General features: G+C 33.5%; 23 protein-coding genes and 1 pseudogene. 9 read left to right on the forward strand and 15 right to left on the reverse strand.

Features of this window, described 5'->3' with window-relative positions:
- The first annotated feature begins 22 nt into the window (after nt 1-22).
- From HDR40_RS02340 to HDR40_RS02360, 5 genes are all read left to right on the forward strand, one after another.
- Entirely contained in the window at nt 23-1,363 is a 1,341-nt protein-coding gene (locus tag HDR40_RS02340) for an FAD-dependent oxidoreductase (protein WP_290626138.1), read from the forward strand.
- Nucleotides 1,364-1,457: 94 nt separating this feature from the next.
- Nucleotides 1,458-2,210, forward strand: a complete 753-nt coding sequence (locus HDR40_RS02345) for a 1-acyl-sn-glycerol-3-phosphate acyltransferase (RefSeq protein WP_290626140.1) — start codon at nt 1,458-1,460, stop codon at nt 2,208-2,210.
- A 16-nt stretch (nt 2,211-2,226) separates the two neighbouring features.
- Nucleotides 2,227-3,057 (forward strand): glycosyltransferase, encoded by an 831-nt coding sequence (locus HDR40_RS02350; protein WP_290626142.1) that lies wholly within the window; start codon nt 2,227-2,229, stop codon nt 3,055-3,057.
- A gap of 2 nt (nt 3,058-3,059) precedes the next feature.
- The gene (locus HDR40_RS02355; RefSeq protein ID WP_290626144.1) at nt 3,060-4,016 is read left to right on the forward strand and encodes a glycosyltransferase family 8 protein; all 957 of its coding nucleotides are present in this window, start codon (nt 3,060-3,062) and stop codon (nt 4,014-4,016) included.
- Nucleotides 4,013-4,876 carry a lysophospholipid acyltransferase family protein gene (locus tag HDR40_RS02360; protein WP_290626146.1) on the forward strand — a complete coding sequence of 288 codons (864 nt, stop codon included), beginning with the start codon at nt 4,013-4,015 and terminating at the stop codon, nt 4,874-4,876. The genes HDR40_RS02355 and HDR40_RS02360 overlap by 4 nt, the downstream gene beginning before the upstream one ends.
- A gap of 32 nt (nt 4,877-4,908) precedes the next feature.
- On the opposite strand, the gene HDR40_RS02365 is transcribed toward HDR40_RS02360, so the two are convergent.
- From HDR40_RS02365 to HDR40_RS02385, 5 genes are all read right to left on the reverse strand, one after another.
- On the reverse strand, nt 4,909-5,748 hold the full coding sequence (locus tag HDR40_RS02365) for a PepSY domain-containing protein (RefSeq protein ID WP_290626148.1): 840 nt from the start codon (nt 5,746-5,748) through the stop codon (nt 4,909-4,911).
- A 166-nt stretch (nt 5,749-5,914) separates the two neighbouring features.
- Entirely contained in the window at nt 5,915-6,469 is a 555-nt protein-coding gene (locus HDR40_RS02370; RefSeq protein WP_290626149.1) for a PepSY domain-containing protein, read from the reverse strand.
- A gap of 115 nt (nt 6,470-6,584) precedes the next feature.
- Nucleotides 6,585-7,946: a HAMP domain-containing sensor histidine kinase gene (locus HDR40_RS02375; protein ID WP_290626150.1), complete on the reverse strand. Its 1,362-nt coding sequence runs from the start codon at nt 7,944-7,946 to the stop codon at nt 6,585-6,587.
- Nucleotides 7,939-8,640 carry a response regulator transcription factor gene (locus tag HDR40_RS02380; protein ID WP_290626152.1) on the reverse strand — a complete coding sequence of 234 codons (702 nt, stop codon included), beginning with the start codon at nt 8,638-8,640 and terminating at the stop codon, nt 7,939-7,941. Before HDR40_RS02380 ends, HDR40_RS02375 begins: the two co-directional genes overlap by 8 nt.
- Nucleotides 8,641-8,718: 78 nt before the next feature.
- Nucleotides 8,719-9,375 (reverse strand): PepSY domain-containing protein, encoded by a 657-nt coding sequence (locus tag HDR40_RS02385; RefSeq protein ID WP_290626154.1) that lies wholly within the window; start codon nt 9,373-9,375, stop codon nt 8,719-8,721.
- A gap of 113 nt (nt 9,376-9,488) precedes the next feature.
- On the opposite strand from HDR40_RS02385, the gene HDR40_RS02390 reads away from it, so the two are divergent.
- Nucleotides 9,489-9,824: a hypothetical protein gene (locus HDR40_RS02390; protein ID WP_290626156.1), complete on the forward strand. Its 336-nt coding sequence runs from the start codon at nt 9,489-9,491 to the stop codon at nt 9,822-9,824.
- Nucleotides 9,825-9,874: 50 nt separating this feature from the next.
- On the opposite strand, the gene HDR40_RS02395 is transcribed toward HDR40_RS02390, so the two are convergent.
- The 6 genes from HDR40_RS02395 to HDR40_RS02420 all read right to left on the reverse strand — a co-directional run bounded on the left by HDR40_RS02395 (nt 9,875) and on the right by HDR40_RS02420 (nt 18,793).
- The gene (locus HDR40_RS02395; RefSeq protein ID WP_290626158.1) at nt 9,875-10,789 is read right to left on the reverse strand and encodes a prolyl aminopeptidase; all 915 of its coding nucleotides are present in this window, start codon (nt 10,787-10,789) and stop codon (nt 9,875-9,877) included.
- A gap of 97 nt (nt 10,790-10,886) precedes the next feature.
- Entirely contained in the window at nt 10,887-11,534 is a 648-nt protein-coding gene (locus HDR40_RS02400; protein WP_290626160.1) for a nitroreductase, read from the reverse strand.
- Between the two features lie 75 nt (nt 11,535-11,609).
- Nucleotides 11,610-12,974 (reverse strand): branched-chain amino acid transport system II carrier protein, encoded by a 1,365-nt coding sequence (gene brnQ / locus HDR40_RS02405; RefSeq protein ID WP_290626162.1) that lies wholly within the window; start codon nt 12,972-12,974, stop codon nt 11,610-11,612.
- A 101-nt stretch (nt 12,975-13,075) separates the two neighbouring features.
- Nucleotides 13,076-14,923: a flavocytochrome c gene (locus HDR40_RS02410; RefSeq protein WP_290626164.1), complete on the reverse strand. Its 1,848-nt coding sequence runs from the start codon at nt 14,921-14,923 to the stop codon at nt 13,076-13,078.
- 132 nt (nt 14,924-15,055) lie between these two features.
- Nucleotides 15,056-16,507, reverse strand: coding sequence for an amino acid permease (locus tag HDR40_RS02415; protein WP_290626166.1), 1,452 nt, complete (start codon nt 16,505-16,507; stop codon nt 15,056-15,058).
- Nucleotides 16,508-16,672: 165 nt separating this feature from the next.
- Nucleotides 16,673-18,793: an ATP-dependent Clp protease ATP-binding subunit gene (locus HDR40_RS02420; protein ID WP_290626168.1), complete on the reverse strand. Its 2,121-nt coding sequence runs from the start codon at nt 18,791-18,793 to the stop codon at nt 16,673-16,675.
- 351 nt (nt 18,794-19,144) lie between these two features.
- On the opposite strand from HDR40_RS02420, the gene HDR40_RS02425 reads away from it, so the two are divergent.
- The 3 genes from HDR40_RS02425 to HDR40_RS02435 all read left to right on the forward strand — a co-directional run bounded on the left by HDR40_RS02425 (nt 19,145) and on the right by HDR40_RS02435 (nt 22,118).
- Nucleotides 19,145-19,375: a hypothetical protein gene (locus tag HDR40_RS02425; RefSeq protein WP_290626170.1), complete on the forward strand. Its 231-nt coding sequence runs from the start codon at nt 19,145-19,147 to the stop codon at nt 19,373-19,375.
- A gap of 110 nt (nt 19,376-19,485) precedes the next feature.
- Nucleotides 19,486-20,682: an MFS transporter gene (locus tag HDR40_RS02430; protein ID WP_290626172.1), complete on the forward strand. Its 1,197-nt coding sequence runs from the start codon at nt 19,486-19,488 to the stop codon at nt 20,680-20,682.
- A 56-nt stretch (nt 20,683-20,738) separates the two neighbouring features.
- Nucleotides 20,739-22,118, forward strand: a complete 1,380-nt coding sequence (locus tag HDR40_RS02435; RefSeq protein ID WP_365936766.1) for an IS3 family transposase — start codon at nt 20,739-20,741, stop codon at nt 22,116-22,118.
- Nucleotides 22,119-22,169: 51 nt separating this feature from the next.
- Here the strand turns inward: HDR40_RS02435 and HDR40_RS02440 are convergent, their stop codons facing one another.
- The 4 genes and pseudogenes from HDR40_RS02440 to dltC form a co-directional block, all read right to left on the reverse strand.
- Nucleotides 22,170-22,364 (reverse strand): hypothetical protein, encoded by a 195-nt coding sequence (locus tag HDR40_RS02440; protein ID WP_290626174.1) that lies wholly within the window; start codon nt 22,362-22,364, stop codon nt 22,170-22,172.
- A gap of 298 nt (nt 22,365-22,662) precedes the next feature.
- The gene (locus HDR40_RS09895; RefSeq protein WP_365936768.1) at nt 22,663-23,634 is read right to left on the reverse strand and encodes a serine hydrolase domain-containing protein; all 972 of its coding nucleotides are present in this window, start codon (nt 23,632-23,634) and stop codon (nt 22,663-22,665) included.
- A 12-nt stretch (nt 23,635-23,646) separates the two neighbouring features.
- Nucleotides 23,647-24,936 (reverse strand): annotated as a pseudogene (gene dltD, locus HDR40_RS09900) (D-alanyl-lipoteichoic acid biosynthesis protein DltD); the annotation flags it as partial.
- A complete protein-coding gene (gene dltC, locus HDR40_RS02450) occupies nt 24,929-25,168 on the reverse strand; it encodes a D-alanine--poly(phosphoribitol) ligase subunit DltC (protein ID WP_209687031.1) in 240 nt (79 codons plus the stop codon). The gene dltC and the pseudogene dltD, both read right to left, overlap by 8 nt.
- Nucleotides 25,169-25,188: the final 20 nt, after the last annotated feature.

Consider the following 25,188-nt stretch of genomic DNA (forward strand, 5'->3'; position numbering starts at 1 on the left):
AATTGTAATTAGGAGGTTTATTGTGAAAGTTATTATTATCGGTTGTACTCACGCAGGCACGATTACTGCAAATCAAATTTTAAGTACTCATCCAGATACCGAAGTTACTATCTATGAAAAGAACGACAACGTATCTTTCTTATCATGTGGGATTGCAACTTACTTGGGTGGCGAAACTAAGAATATTGACGACATGTTTTACTCAAGCCCTGAACTTTTAAGTAAAATTGGCGCTAGTGTAAAACTTGAACACGAAGTAACAAGTGTTGACTTAGCTAACAAATCCATTAAAGTTAAAGATTTAACCTCAGGTAAAGAAACTGAAGACCACTACGACAAGTTAGTTGTAACTACCGGTTCATGGCCTATCATACCTAATTTACCAGGTATCCATAGTAAGAATGTTTACTTGTGTAAAAACTATAATCACGCTAAAAAACTCTTTGAAGTTGCTAAAGATGCCAAAAATATCGTTGTTATCGGTGGGGGCTACATTGGTATAGAATTAGTTGAAGCTTACAGCAAAAATGGCAAGAACGTTACTTTAATCGATGCTCAAGATAGAATGCTCAGCAAATATTATGACAAACGCTATACCGATGAAGTAAGCAAAGATTTTGAAAAACATGGCGTAACAATGGCCTTTAACGAAATGGTAGCTAGTTTTGAAGAAAACGAAAACGGCATTACCATTAAAACTGATAAAAATACCTATAATGCTGATATCGCCATTTTATGTATTGGTTTCAGACCAAATACTGCTCTCTTCAAAGATCAACTTGAATTTAATAAAGATGGCTCAATCAAGACTAATGCCTATATGCAAACTTCTAATCCAGATGTTTATGGTGCAGGGGATGCAGTTGCAGTTCACTTTAACCCTACGAATAAAGAAGCCTATGTACCACTTGCAACTAATGCAATTAGACAAGGTACTTTAGTAGGAATTAATATTTTTGGTAATCATCAAGCTTATATGGGAACTCAATCAACTTCTGGTCTTAAACTTTATGACACTACACTCTCTTCAACAGGAATGACTTTAGATGCCGCATTAAAGGCTGGTTTTGATGCCGATAGTGTAACTTTTGAAGATAATTATCGTCCTGAATTTATGCCTAACGATACACCAATTTTAGGTACAGTAGTATGGAATAAGAGTAACAACGAGATCCTCGGTGCACAATTTATGAGCAAATACGACATTTCTATGTATGCCAATGCAGTGTCTGTAATGATCCAAAATCATAATACCATTAACTTTATGGCGATGGTTGATATGCTCTTTCAGCCTAACTTTGACCGTCCTTTTAACTTCATTAACTTACTTGGTCAACAAGCTGTAGCACAAGCTACTAAATAACATTTCTATGATTACTCAAGCGTTGTTTTATTAACAACGCTTTTTTCTTTTTGTACTATGTTTAGCTTAAGAATTCCTTTATAATTATGATATTATGCATAAACAAAAAATATATTATTACCACAAATTGACCGATGATTTGGTAGAAAGTGATAATCAAAATTTTTCACTGAATGATAACTATCAAATTATTAATCAAAATTTCCCTAATAAAATTGTTCGCACATTAGCAGGTAGTTTTGCTTATCTTTTAAGTTATGGAATATTACACGTTAAAGTAGTTGGAAAAGAAAAATTAGTACCTTATAAACACAAGGGATATTTTGTTTTTGCTAACCATACCCAACCAATTAATGACGCTTTTATGCCATTAACGCTTTTAGGAATTCAAGATTATTATGCTCTCGCTAGCCAATCTAACTGGGGAATCCCTTTTATTGGAAAATATTTACTTCCATACGGTGGTCTGCCAGTTGGCAAAGACCTAAAACAAAACGTTAGTCTACTTAAAGCTATTAAATTGCTTATTAAGCAAAATAAACACATCGTCATCTACCCAGAAGCACACGTTTGGCCATACTACACTAAAATTCGTCCTTTTCCCACAACAAGTATGAATTTTCCAGTTACTTTCAAGACTCCTTCTTTTACAATGACTACTACTTATCAAAAAAGAAAGCATTCCACAAAGCCTAAAATTATTGTTTATATCGATGGTCCCTTTTTCACCGATGAAAAATTACCTAAAAAGCAACAACAAATGCAGTTACATGAAAAAATCTACCAACAACTAAAACAAAGAGCTGCTACCAGCAACTGCAGCTTGTATCACTATCAGAAAAAATAATGGGAAGTTATTTATCATGAATATTTTATTTTGTGGCGATTCACACGCTGAAGATGGTGTCTTAATTACAACACTTTCACTCTTAAAACATGTTAAAGAGATACATATCTACGTTTTAACTATGGTTACAGCTAACGATAATAAGCAGTTTTATCCTTTTAGCTCTCAAGCAATTAACCTCATTGAAAAAATCATTCAAAGAAAAAATCCTAAAAATACAATTAAACTTTTTGATATCACTGACCTTTATGAAGCGCAAGCTCCTAAGGTTAATCAAAATACCCGCTTCACGCCTTATGCAATGCTGCGCCTTTTTGCAGATCAGATTCCAGAAATACCTGACCGAATTCTTTACCTAGATGATGATATTATTATAAGGAAGAATATCGATTCTTTTTATAATCAAAATCTTCATGATACAGAATTAGTAGGAATATTGGATTATTATGGCCGTTGGTTCTTCCACAATCGTTTAAGACCATTTGATTATATTAATTCTGGGGTCTTACTCTTAAATATGAAAGAGATAAAAAAGACAAACCTTTTTGCTCGTGTCCGTAAGCTAATGCAAACCAAAAAAATGTTTTTACCAGATCAAACAGCTATTAATAAATTAGCTAAAAAGAAGAAATATGCTCCTCGTAAGTATAATGAGCAAAGAAAACTTCATTCTAATACTGTAATCCAGCACTTCACTACAAGCTTTAGATTTTTTCCAATTATTCATACCTTAACTGTAAAACCTTGGCAAGTTGATAAAATTCATAGTATCTTAAAGATTCACGATTATGATGATATTTTAAATGAATACTTGAAGTTACAACCTTTATTAAAAAAGAAAGATTAAATATGCAAACTATTCCAGTATTTTATACCATTAGTGACAACTTCACTCAATATGCGGCAGTATCATTAAATTCTCTTGTTAAAAGAGTCAGTTCTAAAAATAATTATATTATTACCTTTTTGCATCAAGATTTAACTTCTGATAGCATGGCAAATTTAAAAACATTTGAAAAAGAAAATGTAAAAATTGAATTCAAGCATATCGATGATAAATTAGTTAAACCTATAAAGAATACCGAAGGCAATTATCTTAGAGCTGACTTTTTTACAATGTCAATTTTTTACCGTTTATTTATCCCAGATTTATTCCCTCAATATGACAAGGGGATCTATCTTGATGCTGATACGGTTGTTAATGATGATATTGCTAACTTGTACAACATTGACCTAGAAGAAAATTATTTTGGTGCGTGTGCTGATTTATCAGTCCGCTTTATACCAATCATGCAAAAGTATATTAAAGAGTGTCAAGGTATTTTTCCACCAGAAAAATATATTAATTCCGGTGTTCTTTTGCTTGATATGAAAGCTTTTAGAGATAAAAAGTTTTCTGATAGATTCTACTATTTAATTAACAAATATAATGTCCCAACAATTGAACCAGATCAATCATATCTAAACGAGATATGTGAAGACAAAATTAAATATCTTGATCCCAGTTGGGATGCAATGCCTAATGAAAATATGGAACCCATTAAAAATCCACACTTAGTGCACTACAATCTTTTCTTCAAGCCTTGGCATTTTCCAGATGTTCAATATCAGGAATACTTCTGGAACAGTGCAAAAGAAACGATGTACTATCAACAATTAAAAGATGAACTTAATAATTTCACCGACAAAGATCGAGCTAATGCCCGTAAAGGACTAAAACATATGCTTGGTAAAATTGATAGCATCAGAAACAGCCCTAACAGTTGGTTCCATATTAAAGAACAAGGAGAGCGGGTTAAACTATGATAATTGGTGGAGACAGATTTAAAGTAATTGAAAATATTAAAAAAAATATTCAAAATAAAGCTTTTCATGCTAAAGCCGAAATTGGCGATCCCATTTTAAGCCAAGAAAAAAGCAAACAATTAGTAGAACATTTTTGGAAAGATAGTAAAAAATATTCCCATAAACTAGTAAATCTTTTTACTCGCGGGGCTTTTGACTTAGGAGCTCTTATCCTTACTTTAGGAGATAAGATTGATTCTACAAAGAACATTAAACATATCCCTAGTGCGATTATAACCTCCAACCATTATAATCAATTTGATAGCTTACCAATTAAAAAATTAGCCCTAAAAGCACATAAGCGTCTTTTTATTATCGTAGAAGATACTAATCTACTTTTACCAGGATGGATTGGGTTCATGATGAAAAATATCGATAGTATTCCCTTAAGTAATAGCGTACGATATCTAGGACGTGAATTTCCAAAACATTTATCAAATGCTTTTGCCAAAAAAAGCTGGGTTCTTATTTATCCTGAACAAGAGATGTGGTTCAATTATCGTAAACCACGCCCTGTTCAAAAGGGAGCCTACTACTACGCTGCAAAATTAAATGTACCTATTATTTCCTGCTTTGTGGAACTTCAAGATAAATCAAGTTATGAAAAAAATCATCCTGAATTCCATAAAACTCGTCGTATTCTCCACGTTTTGCCTACAATTTATCCAGACCCTAATTTAAGTGTTGACGAAAATGCACGTAGAATGCGCGATATTGATTATTCACAAAAGAAAAAAGCTTATGAACAAGCATACAATAAAAAGCTTGACTATACTTTTTCTTACGATGATATCGCTGGATTTATTCCTAAAAACAGATAAAAAGTGTATCCCTAAAATTGGGATACACTTTTTTAGTCCTTATCATTATTTGTATCTTTTTCTACCTTAATTACTTCTTTAGTTATAGCATTAATTTCTACTTCAGTTTCAGTAGAGTTATTCAATAATTCTACTGACCAAATCCATTTTCCATCTTCTTTTTCTAATTTACTTTCTACCACCGTTCCACTAGCATTCTTTTGTGCAATTTCAATTGCTTCTGTTGCCTTAATTACATTGCTAGAAACACTAGTATATCTTTCTTTTTTACTTTTATCACCATGTCTTGAATCTTTATCTTTTAATTTATCCTTTTTAGTACTTAAAACTTTCTTACTTGCGGCATCAATCTCTACCTTAGTTTTATTAGAACCATCTACTAATTCTACATTCCAAATAGCTTTGCCATCTTCAGTTTCTAAAGTCCATTCAACTGCAGTTCCACTAGCATTTTTTTGTGCAATTTCACTAGCTTCATCGCGACTGATTAACTTACTTAAATCTAAGGCCACATTTTTATCATCTTTATCTAAATTTTCACTTCTTGAAGTTAAAACCTTACCCGTTTCTGCATCTACATCTACACGGTATTCTTTACTTGAGTCAAATCCTTCAATAGTATAAACATAAGTACCACGGTGAGCTTCTAATTCAATTGACTCAATTGATTTATTACCATATTTTTCAGTAAACTTTTCAATAGCTTGTTGTTGAGTAATTTTAATCTTAGAAGTACTTACTTTACTTTTAGTAACTTGAGTAGAACTATCTGATGCATTAACATAGTTATTCGCTACTACAGTTGTACCTCCAACAGCTAATCCTAAAACTGCAGCGGCAAGTGATAGTTTCTTTAAATTAATAGTTTTCATAAATTAATCCTTCTTTCGTCTAAACATTTATCTCGTTCAATTTATATATTTAGTTTACGAAAAAAGTAGCTTTTAAAAACCAAAATTAGATGTAAATCAAATGAAGATTTCTTCATTTTTAATCTCTAAAAAAATAACACCCTCTAACTCAAGGGTGTTATTTTGTCTAGTTATCTTTCTCTACACTAATTACCTTTTTGGTTAATGTATTAATTTCTACTTCAGTACCGTTAACAAATTCTACTACCCAAACAGATTTACCATTTTCTTTTTCTAAAGTCCATTTCACAGCCTTACCACTTGCATGCTTTTTTGCAATCTTAGTCGCACTAGACCGACTAATTGCCTTCTTTAAATTAACCGCACTCTTGTGATCGGTAGTATCTAATTTTTCACTCTTTGAGCTAATAATTTTACCCGTTTTAGCATTAATCTTAACTTCATATTCTTTAGTTTTATCAAAGCCATCAACGATATAAACATATTTATTTCCACTTGGCTTCAAACTAATTGATTCAATAGATTTATTACCAAACTTTTGAGTAAATTTCTTTACAGCCTGAGTTCTAGTAAGTTTTATTTGGGAAGTACTTGTGGCTGCTTGGACAATTGTAGTTCCAGACGTACTTTTTAAACTTCCAATTGTAATTGCACTTCCACCTACTGCTAAACCTAAAATTGCTACAGTTGCAGATAATTTCTTGTTAATATTCTTGAACATAATTCTTTATACCTCTTTTTATATTCTAATTCGTCTCACTTAATTTCTATATTTATTATACGAGGAAACTAACTTTTAAAAGTCAAAATTATATATAGATTAAATGAAGATTTCTTCATTTTTCGTAAGGAAGATAAATAGTAAAGATCATGCCGTTAGGGTGATTGGCGCTAAGTTTGATTTGTCCATGATATTCATCTACTACTTTTTTTACAATTGCTAACCCTAAACCAGTACCCGAAATTTTATTAGAATGTGCTTGATCCTCACGGAAAAAACGATCAAAAATTTTATTATAATTTTCTTTTTTAATACCTTGCCCTTCGTCTTTTACCTTCAAGACTAAACCTTTATTTTTAGATTTTAAACTTAAAAATATTGGTGTACCTTTTTGAGAATATTTTGCTGCATTTTCTAATAAATTATGGATTAAATGACGAAAATCAGTTAATTTAATTGCATAAAATAACTCATTAGGCGACTTCAATTGGACGTGACGATGAAATTCTTGCCATATTAATTCACATTCATTCTTTATTACTCCTACTAAATCAATTTTTTCAATTGCTGCAGATTTCCCTTGTCCTCGCCCTAACTCAAGCAATTCATTAACTAATTCCTGCATTCTCAAGGATTCTGAATCAATATACTCAAGTGACTTATCTATAATTTCAGGATTACTTTTTCCTCGCCTTTTAATAAGACCTACATGGCCTCGAATAGCTGCTATAGGTGTTTTTAATTCATGCGAAGCATCTGTTACAAATTGATGTTCTCTTTGCATTGCTTGGTATTGCGAATCCAGCAAACTATTAAAAGATTGAGCCAGATGTTTAATTTCTACTGGTTGCTGAGGAACTGAAATAGTTTTATTTTGACTTTTATTATTATTTTGAATTTGAAGAATTTCATGATCCATTTTTTCTAAAGAAAAACTCCACTTTTTAGCAAATCTTCTTATCAGAGGAATACAAAGCAAAATGGCTCCTAAATTCAAAACAATCATTGTAATGAGTAACTGAATAACAAGCTGAAAGAGACCATCAACATTTAAGGCAACTGTTACCTTATATCCCCATACATTAGACTGTTCTAAATAATAAACACTCCTTGAGGCAAAAAAAACATTATTGTAATGACGACTGGTATCTACTTTTTTAAAAAGTTTGTCCCCATCCTCAGAATAAAAAGTTTTTTCTTTGGGCGTCACAATTTTAATTGCATCATCATCCTGACGGGCAATATAGGCATCTAACAAAGTATCCCATTTAATATTATCGTGATCGTGATGTCCACGCTCTTCAACATTATCTTTAACATTTTCAATTAATTCATGAGCTTGCTTTTGGGCAGTTTGATAAACAAAAATCGTTGAAATAATAACAAATGCTAAATTTACAATAAACAAAATTGCGATAAATAATTTTAAAAACAAACTTGTTAATTGCTGAGCAGTGGTCCTAGTTTTTTTAGTCATCCAAATCAAGCTTTCTTAGACAATAACCGTAGCCACGAATAGTTTTTATTAAATCACGGTATAATCCGAGTTTATTTCTTAAGGTTCTAATATAAACATCAACAGTATTAGTTTGTCCCACAAAGTCATACCCCCAGACTACATCTAACAATTCATCCCTACTTTTAACTTTTTCTGGATCTTTCATCAACTCTGCCATTAAAGCAAACTCTTTGGGAGTAAGATAGATATTTTCCTCCCCACATTCAAACTTATGATTAACCAAATCAAGCTTTAATACACTAAACCTCAAAACATTTGTAACCGTATTTTCACGTTTCTTCTCTTTTTCAAGACGACGCAAAACTACTCGAATTCGTGCAAATAATTCCTCTATTTCAAAAGGCTTAGTCATATAATCATCTAATCCTTGATCAAGCGCATTACTGATATCACTCGCCTGATTTTTAGCCGTCAACATGATAATCGGTACATCACTTTTTTTACGAATTCTTCTCAATACCGTTAAACCATCGTATACAGGTAACATCCAGTCAAGTAAGATAAGAGTTGGTTTGTCTTTCTCAAACATTTCTAAAGCTTCTTGACCATTTTGGGCCCAAATTACTTGATAACCTTCTAATTCCAATTCAGTTTGTATAAAACTTGCTAAGCTTTCTTCATCTTCTACTAATAAAATCTTGATATTATCCATAAGTTAGTCCTTTAGTAATTATTATTATCTTAACTATACTAAAAAAGCAGCCCGAAGGGACTGCTAATTATTTAACTTTTAATTATCATGCTCGCTAGTAAGGACCTTCTTATTAATTGCATCAATCTTAACCTCAGTCCTGTGGATGCCAGATTCAACAGTAATATCCCACTCTGGACGACCAGTATTTTCATCCATTTCAAGATCCCATTCAATAGCACTACCACTGCCAACATGCTTTTCAGCAAGTTTACCCGCTTCAGAACGGCTAATTACTTTAGAAAGATCCAAGCCTTTTTGATTATGTTCATCTGAATCTAAGGCTTCAGACTTAGAATTAATTTCCTTACCAGTTACAGCGTCAATTGTTAGTTCATGTTCCTTCTTGGAATCAAAACCATCGATTGAATAGACATAAGCTGAACCACTAAGTTTTAAATCAATGCTCTTTATTTTACTATCGGCAAACTTCTTATTAAACATATCAACTGCCTCAGATTGGCTCACTTTAATAGTAGCACTTTCTTTTTTAGCAGTTGATTCATTTACTGAAGAGGACGAGGAGGAACTTGAACTACTACTTTCTGAACTAGATTTACTTGAGTTAGATTTTGTAGATGATTGGCTAGAAGTTGAATTAGTGTTATTAGAACTACATGCCACAGTTCCCATAACCAAAGCAGCCCCAAGAGCTACCCCACTTAAAAGTTTTACCCACTTTGTATTTTTAGACATTATATTTCCTTTCTAAAACACTTTTATGCAGCATTTAACCGCTTTCGTAAGTTATAATATTATTGTAATATTAATTATTAGCAGGTGCTATTTTTAAGATTCTGGAGGAAAATATGAATACACCACAACAAAGAAATACTTTTTGGATAATCGCATTAATTTTAATCATTCTGAGTATTTTTGTACCTAACTACTCATCTTGGTATTTTCCAGTTAATTTAGTAACTCTTGTAGTTATCTACATTTACTACTTTATAATGATTAAAAGTCAGCAATATGGTTGGGCAATCTTTGAAGCTGCAATATCTGCTATTTGGTTTGATAGCTATTTCAAAGCACCATTTGGTTCACCAAAAACTATTGCTATGTTCTTTGGTATCGTAGGAGTTATCTTAATGGTCATTGCCATTATTTTAGATATTCAACAACATCGCCAAGAAAAAATGTAAAAGAAAAACTACTACTAAACAGTTAAAATGTTCGGTAGTAGTTTTTTAGTTTATTCGCCTTTAAATTTTCCGTCTTCAACTTCACGAATAAAATCAGCCAAGTGCTTATAATACACATCCGGGTTATCAACCATATGGTGGTGACCACCATCAGGAGTAGTAACTAAACGTGAATTTGGAATTTCTTTCTGCATAGTCTTTGCAGTAGAAATTGGCATAGTTTCATTTTCACCAAAAGTAAGTAAAGTTGGAACCTTAATGTTCTTTAATTTGTCTCTAAAATGCCAATCCTTCAATTTACCGGTAATTACAAATTCGTTATCACCTTGGAAAGCATTATAAACTGCACTACCACCAATATCCTTTAAGTGGTAAAGCTTAGAAGGTTGTTTTCTATCAACAAAGTTAATATTCAAAATTTGAACATCATCCTGATAGCGTTGATTATCATAGTCGCCTTTTTCTTCACATTCGTGCATAAAATCAATTTCAGTTTGAGGAAGCACCTCTTGTCTTCTTCTATTAACTGCATCAACATATTCATCAATTTCATCGACCATTGAAGAAATAATAGCACCCTTAAGATGTTGCCCATACTTAACAGCATATTCTTGAACCAAAAGTCCACCCCAGCTTTGACCAATTAAATATATATTATCTAAGCCAAGCTTTTCACGAACTTCATCAACTTCATCTAAGAAATATTCATAAGTTAAGTACTTTTTGGCCACTTCAGGATCAGAATAATCAGGTTGATCAGAATATAACGAACCAAGTTGATCATACATTGTAACCTGTACATTCAAACCTTGCTTCTTCAATTGCTCAGCAGCATCTTCCCAGTATTCGTGATTACCACCTGGTCCACCATGAAGAGCTAATAAATGAATATCACCTTCACCTTGAGTATTAGTCCATAAGTGATAGCCATTGTCTAAAGTAATAATTTTACTACCTGTCTTCATTAAAAAACTCCTTTATAATTGTTAGATATTAATATTCTATCTCAAATATATCTAAAAGAAAAAAGTCCGAGCTTTTAACTCGAACTAATTTTCATAACTAATCGCTAAATTTTACGAATTTATTAATATCCATTCTACCAAGCTTAAATTGGTTAACACGATCATCATCTGGATAGCCTAAAGCAATTCCCATAAAAATCTTTTCATTTTTAGGAATATCAATATGTTTTCTAATTGTATCAGGAAAACGAACAATTTCATAAGCCGGAACTGTACCAATTCCCTTATCAGTTGCTGCTAAAATCAAGTTTTGAGCAAACGAACCAATGTCATAGTACTTGTAAGGAGTTGCTTTTTCATCACTGGTGAAGTAAATCAAAGCTTGAGCATTATATAAGTATCTTTGTTTCTCAGCAAAAAAGCTAAAGTCTCCCTTAGTAAAGTCAGCTAATTCTTTAGTAAAATTAGCAACATTTTCATCTTCTTGTTTAGTCCAGTCATCTTCAACAGTTGGCTTAACATCAGTCCAGGAAATAGTTCCCTTATCAGCTAACTCCAAATGGTCCTTCTTAATTCCTTCAAGGGTCTTACCTGTTGCAACATAAACCTTCCAAGGTTGAGAATTTTCCCAAGATGGGGCATGACTAGCAGTCTTCAAAATATCTTCTAAATCTTCTTTAGAAATTTGTTTATCTGAAAATTCACGTGTAGAATGACGCTTTTCAATTAAATCTTTAAATTCCATAATCTACCTTCTTTGTTATTACTTAAACTCAAGCTTATTATAGTTGTTTCCAGATATTGAAAGCAAATTTTGAAATCATATTTTTCCAGCTTTTCTTCGCCAAATATGCAGAATAACACTAATTCCTAAACCAATTAATGCTGGAACAATCCACGACAGACCTAAATCCGACATTGGCAAAAAACTACTTCTAATTTTATTCATCCATACTACAAAACTTGTCTGATTAAGCGGTGCTGGCAAACTATTCACCAAATCAAAAAAACTTGGTATTAAAGTTAACCCAACTGTTATGCGATAAACTACAGGATCTTTTTTAATATATGGTGAGAGTAGTGACAATACAATTAAAACAATTACTAAGGGGTATAAGAACATTAGCATTGGTAGAGACCACTTAATAATTTGATCAAGTCCGCATGATCCTACTAAACAAGAGGCTACGCAGGCAATGGTAAGCCATACTCGATAAGAAAAAATTGGAAAATGTTGATGAAAATCTTCCGCAAATGCTGCTACTAAACCTACTGCAGTTGTTAAACAAGTCAAGACAATTAAGAATGCTAAGAATGCTTGACCAAACGTTCCAGCATAATAAGTTACAATTTGAGAAAATGCAGTTCCGCCATCAGCAGATAACTTAAATTGGCCTAGTGACATTGCTCCCATCACAATTAAAAGCAAATATATCACCCCAATTGCTAGAATTCCAATCATCCCTGATTTGGCAGTAACCTTAGCAATTTCACTTTCTTTTTTTATTCCCATTGAACGAATAGCAGATACAACTGCTACACCAAAAGCTAATCCAGCTAAGGCATCCATCGTATTATATCCTTGAAGAAATCCTTTTACGAATGCTCCAGAAGTATATTCACTAGAAATTGGCATAGCAGAAGGATTTCCCATTGGCTTAGCAAAAGCAACTACAAATACTAAAAATAAGGCTACTAAAAAAATTGGATTTAAGATTTTCCCCAGACTAGATAAAATATCACTCTGATTAAAGGCAATTGCATAAACTACCCCAAAGAAAATAACTGTAAAAATTATCAGCCCAATTCCTTGATACTGTTTAGGAAGTAATGGGGCAACACCAACTGTATAAGATACGGTTGCAGTTCTTGGTGTAGCAAAGAAAGGTCCTATTGTTAGATGAATTAAGGTCATAAAAATAATAGCAAATTTTCCCCCAATTGGGCGGGCCAAATCATACATTCCATCACTACGTGTAATTGCAATCGCTAGTAATGAAAATAGAGGGAGAGCAACTCCCGTTACTAAGAATCCAAGTGCTGCAGGGAGCCAAGCTTTTCCCGCTAACTGTCCTAAATGAAGTGGAAAAATTAAGTTACCGGCTCCAAAGAAAAGTGCAAAAATCATGGAAGCAACGACTAAATATTGTTTCGTACTTAGTTTTTTATTGGACGTTTCTTTCATATTCTTCTCCTCATTAAATAATCATTTTATTTTAAATATTCTACCAAAAAAGCATTACTAGCAACAGGGCTAGTAATGCAATTATTAAGGATTATTTAATTTCACAAAATTTCTTTAGCAGCAGTATCAGCCGCAATTCTCCCAAAAGTAAAGATATCAGCCAATGAGTTACCACCTAACCGGTTACCTGCATGGATACCACCTGCTACTTCACCTGCAGCATACAAACCTGGAATCACCTTACCATCAGTGTTAATAACATGAGTAGCAGTATCAATCTTTACACCACCCATTGTGTGGTGGATAGCTGGCTTTCTAGGAGTAGCATAGAATGGAGCAACTTCACACTTCAAGTTAAAAGCAGACTTATGAAAATCTGGGTCATTATCCGCATCAACGTACGAATTATATTTTTTAATAGTTTCTTCCAAAACTTCAGGTTTCATACCAATTTGCTTAGCCAAATCGGCCAAAGTATCAGCCCTAAATAAAGTGCCAGCTTCAACTTGAGCATCAATCTTTTCTTGGCTAGTATTATAAGCTGTTTCCTTAATCTTTTCATCAGCAATTAAATAGAATAAACTGCCGTTATCAATTGCAGCCTTGGTTAAAGTATCCCGTTCCGCGAATTCATTTACAAAACGTTTACCTTCTTGGTTGACCATAATAAAGTTTTCTGGTGGAGTTTGTAAACCAGTAAATAACTCACCAGTCTTAGGATCAGACACTGGCATCATTTGAATAAAGCCCATACCAACAAAGTCAGCACCAGCTTCTTCACCCAAGTCAATGCCATCACCAGTAATTGCTGGAGAGTTAGTAGTCGCAATATCATCATCAATATGTTTCCAGTAAGTATTGTATTTTTGAACTTTCTTAGTATCTGCACCAAAACCACCCGAGGTTAAGATGACATCTTTAGCATGAACAGTAATTTTAGAACCGTCAGCCTTTTCAGCCACAACACCAACTACACGATTATCTTCAATTAATAAATGTTTAGCTCGTGTTTCAGTCAAAATATTACCACCATGAGCCTTAACCCAATCACCAAGAATATGGATAAAGGCATAACCCATTGGTTCAACGGGCTTGTGACCTCGACGCCACAAGGCACCAACCGGCATCGTAACTTGGGTTTGATCAAAATCTACACCCAAGTCAGCTAACCATTTTACAGAGGCCAAAGTATTAGTAACTAACTCATGAACTAAAGCATAATTACCGTGGATTTCGTTACCATTCAAGTCAACGCGTTTCCCACCTAAATAAGTTTGAATTTCATGAAGAAGAGTTGAATCAAATAAATAATCTGCACCAGAATCAATATAATCTTTAATTTGTTTTTTTAATTCTTTAAAGTCATCATGATATTCGGCATCAATCTTTTCAATTGGAATTGCTGCTAGCTTTTTTAAAGTTTCCTTTTCGCCAGATAAAGCCTTAAATTGTTTTTGCCAATCGGGTTCCGCTGCATTCATTGGGCCACCAGCACGAGTAGTATTACCACCAATTTGTGGGAATTTTTCTAAAACTATTACCTGACGATGGTGTTGAATTGAACGCGCTGCTGCTGCAAGCCCTGCACCACCGGCCCCAATAACGACTACATCTGTAGTATATTCTTTATCTTTAGCACTAACTTTAACAGGCTTAGCACGCTTTTTCCATTCTTCAGCATCTCCGCCAGCACTTGTGATTGCTTGAGCTACCCCATCGATCACCCCATGACTAGAAATCGTAGCTCCAGAAACTGTATCTACATTTAGTGTTTGATTATCTACAATTTCTTTGGGTAATCTATGAAACACTTCATCTGCTACACCTTTAGTTTCACCTTTAGAATCAACTTTAATATCTTCAATTTTATCTTCTGATAAGGTCACTTCCATAGGCATATAGCTCGAACCGTGACCTTGTGCTTTGACATCATATTTTCCAGGTTTCATAGATATTGCTTCCTTTCAATATGCAAAAATCCATATGTAAATAATATCTACGATAATCATAACACAACTTTGTGAAAAAAATAACAAAATTAAAATTCATAAAAAAAGACGGTCCCTTAGACCGTCAAACAATTATTTTTCTTTGGCATTACCAAAATTATAATGATAATGATAAATAATCAATGGTAATACTGTAACCACAATACAAATTCCAATCATAATAGCCACATAAGGTACACGTAAATTATCTGGCGTACCAGTAGCTGGAATAAAGCTAACAAAGAAAGCAATTACAGTAATAAATAAAGCAATAAAAGCTACAACTATACTCCACGTATTATTTTTAGTCATGTAATAACTACGCTCTAAGTTAGTATGTTTAAGCTTCAAAGCAATAAACGCAATTAACATAATGATATAAACGATTAAGTATTGAGCTGTAGTTGAAGCAAGAGAAACATTGAAAGCAAAATCAGAATTATTACCACTAGTGAAATTCAAAATCACAGAAGAGGCTGTTACAACTAAAGATTGCACTACAATTAAACGCATTGGAACATCACGTTTAGTAGAATGAGCAAAATACTTAGGCATGTAGCCTTCCTTGGCGGCTTCAAACATCCCTTGACTAGGACCCGAAAGCCAGTTACCAAGTTCACCAATTATTCCGCAAGCCAACATAACACCAATAATTTTTTCTAAAAGTTCACCCGGTAACCCAATTGAATCAAGTAAATGTCCAAAAGCAAACACAAAACCACTACTATTAGAAATTTCTCCCTTAGGAACAGTCATTCCAATTGCCATACTACCAAGTAAGTCAAAAGACATTGCTGTAATAGCTAAAGCCCACATCACGTTCGAATACTTTTTGGGATGCTCTAGATACTTAACATGTGGTGCAGAAGCTTCCCCACCACAGAAGGCTAAGATAAACGGTACAAAAGCAACCAAAGTAGTCCCATTTAATTGATGTGGAAAAATTGTTGACCAGTTTAAAGTATAATGCAACGGTCTTCCTTGAGCTAAATAGACAAAAAAGGCAATAATAAGCAAAATAACCGGCAAAGCAATCCCAATTGCAAAGAGCCATTCTGCAATCTTACCAATCTTTTTCACACCAACTAATTCACAGAGAGTAATTCCCCACAAAATAATCATCATCATGATGAATCTAATCCAAGGATTACTGTTTAATTGTGGCATATTAAACGTTAAAGATAATGAACCAATAATAACCAGCATCATAGTGTTCATACCAATTGTGATATGAATCCATTGATAAAATAGAGCTGTCCAACCAGTCTTTTCACCAAGTGTTCCTTTAACCCAGGTAAAAATACCACCTTTTTCCCAGCCTTTTACTGAAGCCATTTCACCAGCCATTTGTGTAATTGGTATAAACCATAAAATTCCAGCTAATAAAATATAAAATAAAGCTGTTGGACCAGTTTTACCAAACGGGGCAAGTTCGTTAACTGAAATTACCATCGAAGATGTCATCGCAAATAATTTCAGTGCTGTCAAGCGATTATACTTTTGATCTTCTTCTAATTTTATCTGAGTTTCGCTTTCTCCGCTCATGCGTTTTCCTCCTAAAAACTTTTTAACGATTTTTAATTATACCCTTTTTTTAAAAATTGGTCTAATTATTTTAAGAGAAAATAATATGTTTTACACATAGCAAAGTGATTAAACATACAAAAAAACTCAGGAATATTCCTGAGTTTTTATTGGTTAGAAGAAAAATTATTTTTCTTCCTTCTTTTCTTCTTTTTTAGCTTCTTTAGCGTCTTTCTTTTCTTGCTCACGAGTATCTTTATCAAACAAGATATCATCAAGAATTTCACCATTTAAGTACAAATGCTTGTCATCAATAGTGAATTTAACTTCCTTAGTATCAGGCTTAGAAACAATCAACTTAGCAGCTGGAGTTTCAAGATCTTGTTCAACTACTCTTCTTAATGGACGAGCACCAAATTCCTTATCATAGCCCTTCTTAGCTAAGTACTTCTTAGCTTCTGGAGTTACATGGAGCTTAATGTCTCTCTTAGCAAGAGAAGCTTCCATTTTAGCTAAGTAAAGATCTAAAATCTTAAGCATATCTTCGCTGTTCAATGAGTTGAATGGTACGATAGCGTCAAGACGGTTCAAGAATTCAGGTCTGAAGTAAACTTCAAGAGCCTTACGTAATGCGTCTTGGTCATCACCCTTCAACAAGTTATCAGAGTAACCAGCGTTAGAAGTCATGATAATGATAGTATCCTTGAATGAGATAGTTCTGCCTTGAGCATCAGTCAAGCGACCATCATCCATGATTTGTAACAATGCGTTGAAGACTTGTGGGTTAGCCTTTTCAATTTCATCAAGTAAAATTAATGAGTATGGTTGGTGACGAATCTTTTCAGTCAATTGACCACCTTCGCCGTAACCAACGTAACCTGGTGCAGAACCAATTAACTTATTAACGGCCATTTGGTCTTGGTATTCAGACATATCCAAACGTACCAATGCATCAGCCTTACCAAATAACTTGATAGCCAATTGCTTAGCTAATTCAGTCTTACCAACACCAGTAGGACCAGTCAATAAGAATGAACCAGTTGGGCGGTTAGAGTCTTTGAAGACTTGCTTACGAGCAATAGCATCAGTAATGATATCAATTGCTTTATCTTGGTCAATAACAACCTTCTTCAAGTCAGAAGCTAAATTAGCATTCTTTTGAGCTTCATTTGCATTGATTTCACTCATTGGAATACCAGTCTTAGTTTGAATCAAAGAGTACATATCTTCTGGAGTAACTTTAAGTTCACTAGCCTTGCCAGCAGTCTTAAGTTCCTTCTTTAAGTCTTCAATTTGTGTCTTAATCTTAGCTGCTTCATCGTATTTTTCAGACTTAGCTGCTTCTGCCTTCTTTTCTTCTAAGGTACGGATCTTGTTCTTGATTGAAGTTTCATCCTTTTGATCCATACCTAAAGCTTTCTTAGCACCAGCTTCATCCATCAAGTCAATTGCTTTATCTGGCAAGTGACGATCGTTAATGTAACGATTAGAAAGTTCTGCGGCAAGCTTTAATGCTTGTGGATCATATTTTACATTGTGGTATTTTTCATAACGTGGAGCCAAACCCTTTAAGATTTCAACAGCATCTTCAATAGTTGGTTCAGGAACTTGAACTGGTTGGAATCTACGAGCTAAAGCAGGGTCCTTTTCGATTTGTTGATATTCACTAGTAGTAGTTGCACCAATTACACGAATTTCACCACTTGCTAAAGCAGGCTTCAAGATGTTTGCTGCATCACCAGAATTATTTTCTGAATCAGTTGAACCTGCACCTACAATGTTATGTAATTCATCGATAAAGAGAATAACATTCTTGTCACCCTTAGCTTTATCAATAATTTTCTTTAATTTTTCTTCAAATGAACCACGTAATGAAGTACCTGCAACTAATTCATTAATGTTTAATTCAATGATGTGTGCACTCTTTAACTTTTCAGGAACATCACCATCAACGATTCTTTGTGCTAAACCTTCAACAACTGAAGTTTTACCAACACCTGCAGGACCAGTTAAAACTGGGTTATTTTTCTTACGTCTACTTAAAATTTCAATTACTTGGTCAATAACTGCAGTACGACCAATAACTGGATCATACTTACCATTCTTAGCTTGTTCAGTTAAGTCAACACCAATTTCCTTTTCCTTCTTAGCTTGTTGGCCATTTCCTTGTTGAGGTGCTTGACCTGCTTGGAAATTCATTGGTTGATTGTTAGACATTCTTCTACTATTTCCATTACCGAAGAAGTCACTATTTAATTCATTAAATAAATCATCAAAATTGTAGCTACCGTTATCAAAGTATGCCATATATATTCCACTCCTCTTATTTAAGTAATTAATATTTAGCATTCTCTCACTTTAAGTGCTAATTCTAACAGGTATAATTATACCAGGTTATCCACAGATTGCAATATTTTGTGGATAAAATTCCACAGTTTTTTATTTAATTGTGAAGTTACCTTTATGATGACATATTTATTTATCAATATCTAGCTTTTTGATTGTGAAATTTCACTCAAAGTTTTTCTTAATGTATAAGCAAAATATTATAGTTCTAAATAAATAACTAATATATGTTTCATGTGAAACTAAATATTATGATCAAGCTTTTTAGCTTAATACTGATATAATATTTATGTAGATTAAAGGAGGAAAACCATGAATAAACGTACTATAGAATTAGACGATGAAACCTCAAGAATGTTGGATTACTATCTTTCTCATTTTTCAGTTGAAGAGACTGAATTAATCAATAAACTTATTAAAAATTTTTTGACTAATCACCTCTCTAGCAAACAAATCCAACTAGCTCGCCAACATAAGGGTAAAGATAGCTTTTCAACTGAAGAAGTATTACGTAACTTCGGAGATATGTGGAAACAAGACTAAACGTAGTTGCCAAGTATCCTACTTTACGGCACAATATAATATAAAACAAAAGCTACTCATCAAGTAGCTTTTTATTATATAGCTAAAATAATTAGAAAGGTGGTCATACATTGATTAGAAAAAAAGAAGAAGATCCACTGCGATTAATTTGGTTATTTGCTGGATCTTTAATTGTTAATACAGGTATTAGTTTTATTTGGCCCTTAACTACTATTTATATTCATAATTACTTGCATGAATCTTTAACAGTAGCGGGTGTAGTCTTATTTATTAATTCTGCCTTTACAATGGTCGGCAATGGCGTAGGCGGCTGGCTATTTGATCGTTGGCATCCCTACCATACCATCCTAGTTGGTGTAACTACGGCAACAATCTCCACCTTCCTCTTAGTTTTATTTCATGGATGGCCTGCTTACCCAATCCTACTTGTTACTTTAGGATTAGGAAACGGTATTGTAGTCACAGGATTAAATTCCATTGCTACCTTGATTCGTAGTAAAAATGCTTCTTATATCTTTAACGTACTTTATTTCACCCAAAATTTAGGACTAGTTTTCGGTTCTTTAATGGTGGGATTCATATTACCAATGGGAATTACCTATATCTTTATTCTAGCTTTCGTGATGTTCTTATTTTTTAACATCGTGGTTGCTATTGAATATCGGGGACTTAATAACGCTCATACAAACCAGAAAGAAAATTCTTTAACTCCAAAAGACAATGATCATATTCCTCTTGGAGCTAAACGCTCGATTATTTCTCTGCTTGTCTGCGTTCTGGCAGCTTGGATCGCATACGAACAATGGAATTCAAATATTTCTTCCTATATGTTAAGTTTGCATATGTCAGTCAGATCATATAGTTTTTTATGGACCCTAAATGCAATATTGATTGTTACCCTCCAACCAATACTCACTTACTTTGATGATTGGCTAACTAGGCATTTAAATGGTCGCTTATATTTAGGTTTCTGTTTATTTGCAGGTGCATTTTTACTACTAATTGGAGCAACTCACTATGCAAGATTTTTCATTGCAATGGGACTATTAACTTGTGGAGAAATTTTAGCTTTTCCAGCAGTATCGACTTTTGTTAATGATCGCGCTAGCGATGCTGATAAGGGAAAGTACCAAGGTATTGTTCAATCAGTTGCTTCTGCCGGACGTGCACTAGGACCACTAATTGGAGCTTTGATTATTGATAATGCTTCTTATTTGGTTTTATTTATTTTTTGTACTGTCTTAGTTTTAGCAGCTGTAAGTGTATTTGCTGTAATTAATTCTTTAAATAAAAAGAAAGCTGGTTAGAAATACTAATTGATATGAACCCCGAAATTCGGACAAAGAATTTTGGGGTTTTTATTATGACCAAATTATCTAAACAAGACAAAACTGATATTTATAATAAGTGGAAATATTACGGTAAGTCTTCTTACCAATTAGGAGAAGAATATGGAGTTAATTCTGCTAATCTTAGATATTTGTTTGAATTGATTGATTTGCACGGCTTAGAGATATTAAATAGGCCTCACACCTCTTATTCAACAGAATTTAAAGAGAAAGCTATTCAAAGAGTTCTTACCGGAGACGAGGCAATATACAGAATATCACTTGATTTGGCTCTTCCAAGCCAAGGAATGCTTCATAATTGGCTGCGCAAATATATCAAAGATGGGTATAATGTCATTAACCATAAGAAAGGCAGAAGACCCAATGAAGGACAAAGACAAACAGATCCAAGAACTACAAAAACAAATCAAGGACCTCAAACAGAAGAATCTCGAGCTTACTGTCGAAAACGAATTTATAAAAAAATTGGACGCCTTAGTGGCACAAAGAACCAGAAACCAAAAGCACAAGAAATAGTTTCTGCAGTCACTAAACTAAGGCAGGAACTTCATGTGACTGTAAGTTTTGTGCTCAAAGTAATCAATTCTAACCCTGACCTTCCTCATCTATCTAGGAGTAACTATTACTATGTTCAAGGACATGATGATAAAGATAGAAAGAATAAGAAGATCATGGAAAGAATTAGAGAAGTATATGAAGAACACAAACATCGTTACGGTTATAGAAGAATCACTGCACAGCTTCAACGTGAAGGACATAAGATCAATCATAAAAAAGTAAAACGTCTAATGACTAAGATGCACTTATATGGCATTGCCATCAGACGTAGATATAAATATTCAAGTTATCGTGGAACTATTGGTAAGATCAAAGCTAATTTGATCAAACGTAATTTTAAGTCCGTGATGCCGAACAGAAAGTGGTATTCAGATGTTACAGAATTCCATTTAAATGGTGAAAAGCTTTATCTATCACCAATCATGGACGGTTGCACGCAAGAGATAGTTTCCTACACTCTCAATCGTGATCCGGTCTTAAAGCAGGTAATGGATATGTTAGAGCTAGCTTACAAGAAATATCCAGCTCTTGTCTTCCATACTGACCAAGGCTGGCAATATCAACATCCTCTCTTTCAATCATGGCTTAAAAATCATGGCATTACTCAAAGTATGTCACGTAAAGGTAATTCTTTAGATGATGGCATGATGGAGGGCTTCTTTGGCATCCTAAAAAGAGAAATGTTCTATAACATGGAAGATAACTACCATAATTTAGATGAGCTAGAGCGAGCAATCAAAGCATATATTGAATATTACAATACCAAAAGAATCAAAACTGTACTAAAAAATCGCACCCCGATTGAATATCGGAATGCGATTATGAATCAGATCTAATCAATAATATGTCCTAATTTTAGGGTTCATATCAAATCAGCTTTTTATTGTTTATTTTTTATCATTAATTGCATGTACAATTTCTACAGTAGCTTTAGAAATCATCCCAACCATCGCGGTTGCACAAGCAACATTAACAACATTTGTAATGACGTCCTTATTTTCATAAACGAAATTCTTACAACTATCCAAATATTCCATCCCATACTTATGACATCTATCAGTTAATTTTAGTAATTCATCCATGATATTATTTCCTCTCAAATATTATTCTTTTACTTAATTGTAATCATAATCACTTTTAGATGCACAAAAAAAGCCTAATTCCACCAACATTGGAATCAGGCTCACATCACACAGTGTTATACCGTCTTTGACCACATATTACGCTAAATTCTTTTCGCTACCGGAGAAAAGAATTTAACGTATGACGGTACAAGAAAATAATAACACAGAAATATAAATGTAACAATGAACTATAAATATTTGACGGTATAATTTTCTTTATAAAAAAGACCTGCATAAGCAGGTCTTTCATTTATTACTAAGAATTATTTTTCATCAAATCAACCATTAATTGATCCATAAGATTCTTAACACTCTTAAAACTCTTAACTGGATGGTTAGTTTGTACAATAATTGCATCTTTACCATTATTAGAGATTCTTACAAAAGAATGATAGCCTGAACCAGCACCATTAGCAGAACGAAATCCACTTGGTAAGTTGTAAAAACCACCACCATAATATTTAGGAGCAGAACCACTAAATAACTTCTTTACCGATGCTTTACTTAATAAGGTACCATCAGTCATTGCTTTAAGCGTTTTATACATATCTCCATTGGACATAGCAACTGACCCAGCACCTAATTCACCATGAATTTCATTAAGGTTTATAGCTACTTTAGCTGTATCACCATGTTTATCGCCAACATACTTATACGAGTTAGCAAAATTAATTGCCTTTAACTGTTTAGCACTACTCCAAACAAACGCAGTATGTTTTAAGCCAAGCTTCGTAACATAGGTTTCATTAAAGAGACTTTCATAGCTCTGGTTTGTAACTTTTTCTAAAATACCTGAAATTAAAACATAATTAATTGAAGAATAGTATCTCTTACCATGCATTTTAGATAAGTAAATTAAATTATGCTTAATATCATAATTAATTCCAGCTTGATTGCTCTTAAAAGTAGGACTACCTAAAACACTACCTGGACGCGTAGCTAAACCACTAGTCATGTCAAGTAACTGTTGAATTGTAATATCCTTTGCATGCGGAACTTGAGGATAGTATTTAGATAACTTATCAGTAAGTTTAATTTTACCAGCTTCAACTTGACGCATAAGCATTACAGCAGTCATTGATTTTTGAACAGAATCAATTAAATAACTTGTATTAGTTGTATTTGACTTATGACTTTCCTCATTAGCCCAACCAGTAGAATAGGAATACTTCTTTTTCCCATTCTTTACTACTAAGACAGTACCTTGAACATTTTGCATATTAAGCATTGTCTTAAGTTGGTTTCCATTTTGCTCACTAGCGGCTACTACTTTACTAGACTTGACATTCTTTTTTCGACACCAAGCATTAGTAAAGTAATAGTCCTTAATAGTGTAAGTCATTGGAATATTAGGTTGCTTCATGAACTGTTTTACATACTGATCCATTGCCAACCAACCATTCCAACCTAAGTGAATAGTGTCTTCCATGAAGTACTTCTTATTACCATCATGTGACAAGTCAGCAATATTATCAAAACCTTGAGCAAGAAGTTGATCCTTGATCTTATTAACAGATCTTTGATACATTTTCTCTGATAGACCAGTATATTTTGCCCACTTAGAGTTTACTGGGGGAATAACAAATAATACATTTACGTGTTCACGTGCAAATTCATCAAGTACTAATTCAAAATCAGCATACTCTGGTGAATTAGTATAGTCATATTTAGTTTGTGAACCCTTCAACCCTTTCAAATCACTCTTCTTTAAACGCTTGTTAAAGAAGCTATTAGAAATATCAAATGGGTTATTAGTTGTGTCTTTTGCACCTTGTTCATTAGCAAACTGCCGCAAGTTATCATATGCATAAGTTCCTGGTAGCTTATTAGCACCATTTTGAATCTTAGGAATATTGTTCTTCATACCAAAAGTAGTAAAGAAATTATCTTGATTGGTGAGAAGTCTCTGTCTCATCTTGAGCCATGCAATTTGTTCATTAGAGAGCTTTTGACCTGAAGCTAATGTCATCAAGGCATACTTAGTAGTTTCACTTGAAGTACCAGATGGCATCTGTAAAAGTCGCCGTGCAGCATACCGTGTAGCTGTACTATTTTTGGCACCTAAAATCCAATCAATTGCTTGTAGCTGAGAAAAGTACATCCCAAACGCAGCAGGATCCTGTCCCTTTTTTGTAAACCATTGCGGTGAAATAATAAAAACTGCTTTTTTACCAGCTAGCTGTTTCTTAGTTTCTTGTAAACTGAAGAAATGTGTCAAAGATTGACTACCTGGACCACCCAAAAGGAATGGACGGTAATTTCTATGATACTTATACGCTAAAACACTTGGGTGTAATGGATCCATTCTTGATAATTCACTAGAACCATAAAAAGGAACGTAATCTTTTTCAAAAGCTGCTTGCTTTATCTTTTCACCCTTAAAAACATTCCGAGATTGTGAAACTGATGCCTTAAACAAAAGACCATCTGATACTTTTCCATTCCATGGCACCATAAATACCACAAATAATAGAATAAAAGCACAGATAACTGGGCCGAAAATCTGCCACAGTTTTCGTTTATTACTCATTTCTCAAACTTTCTACCATTGCCACAATCTTATTTGGAGTATCCCAATCTTCACGGTGAAATTCTGATACAGGAGCAGTAATTCCAGTTTGATCTTGTAATTCAAGTAACATTTGAACAGTTGCCATTGAATCAAGTAAGCCATTTTCGTAGATATTTTCATCCATACGATCGCTTAAATCTTCACCAGTTAATTCGTTAATAATATCTAAAACAGTTTGCTTTGTATCCATCTTTTTTATTTCCTTTCAAA

It is taken from the genome of Lactobacillus sp. (assembly GCF_014803895.1).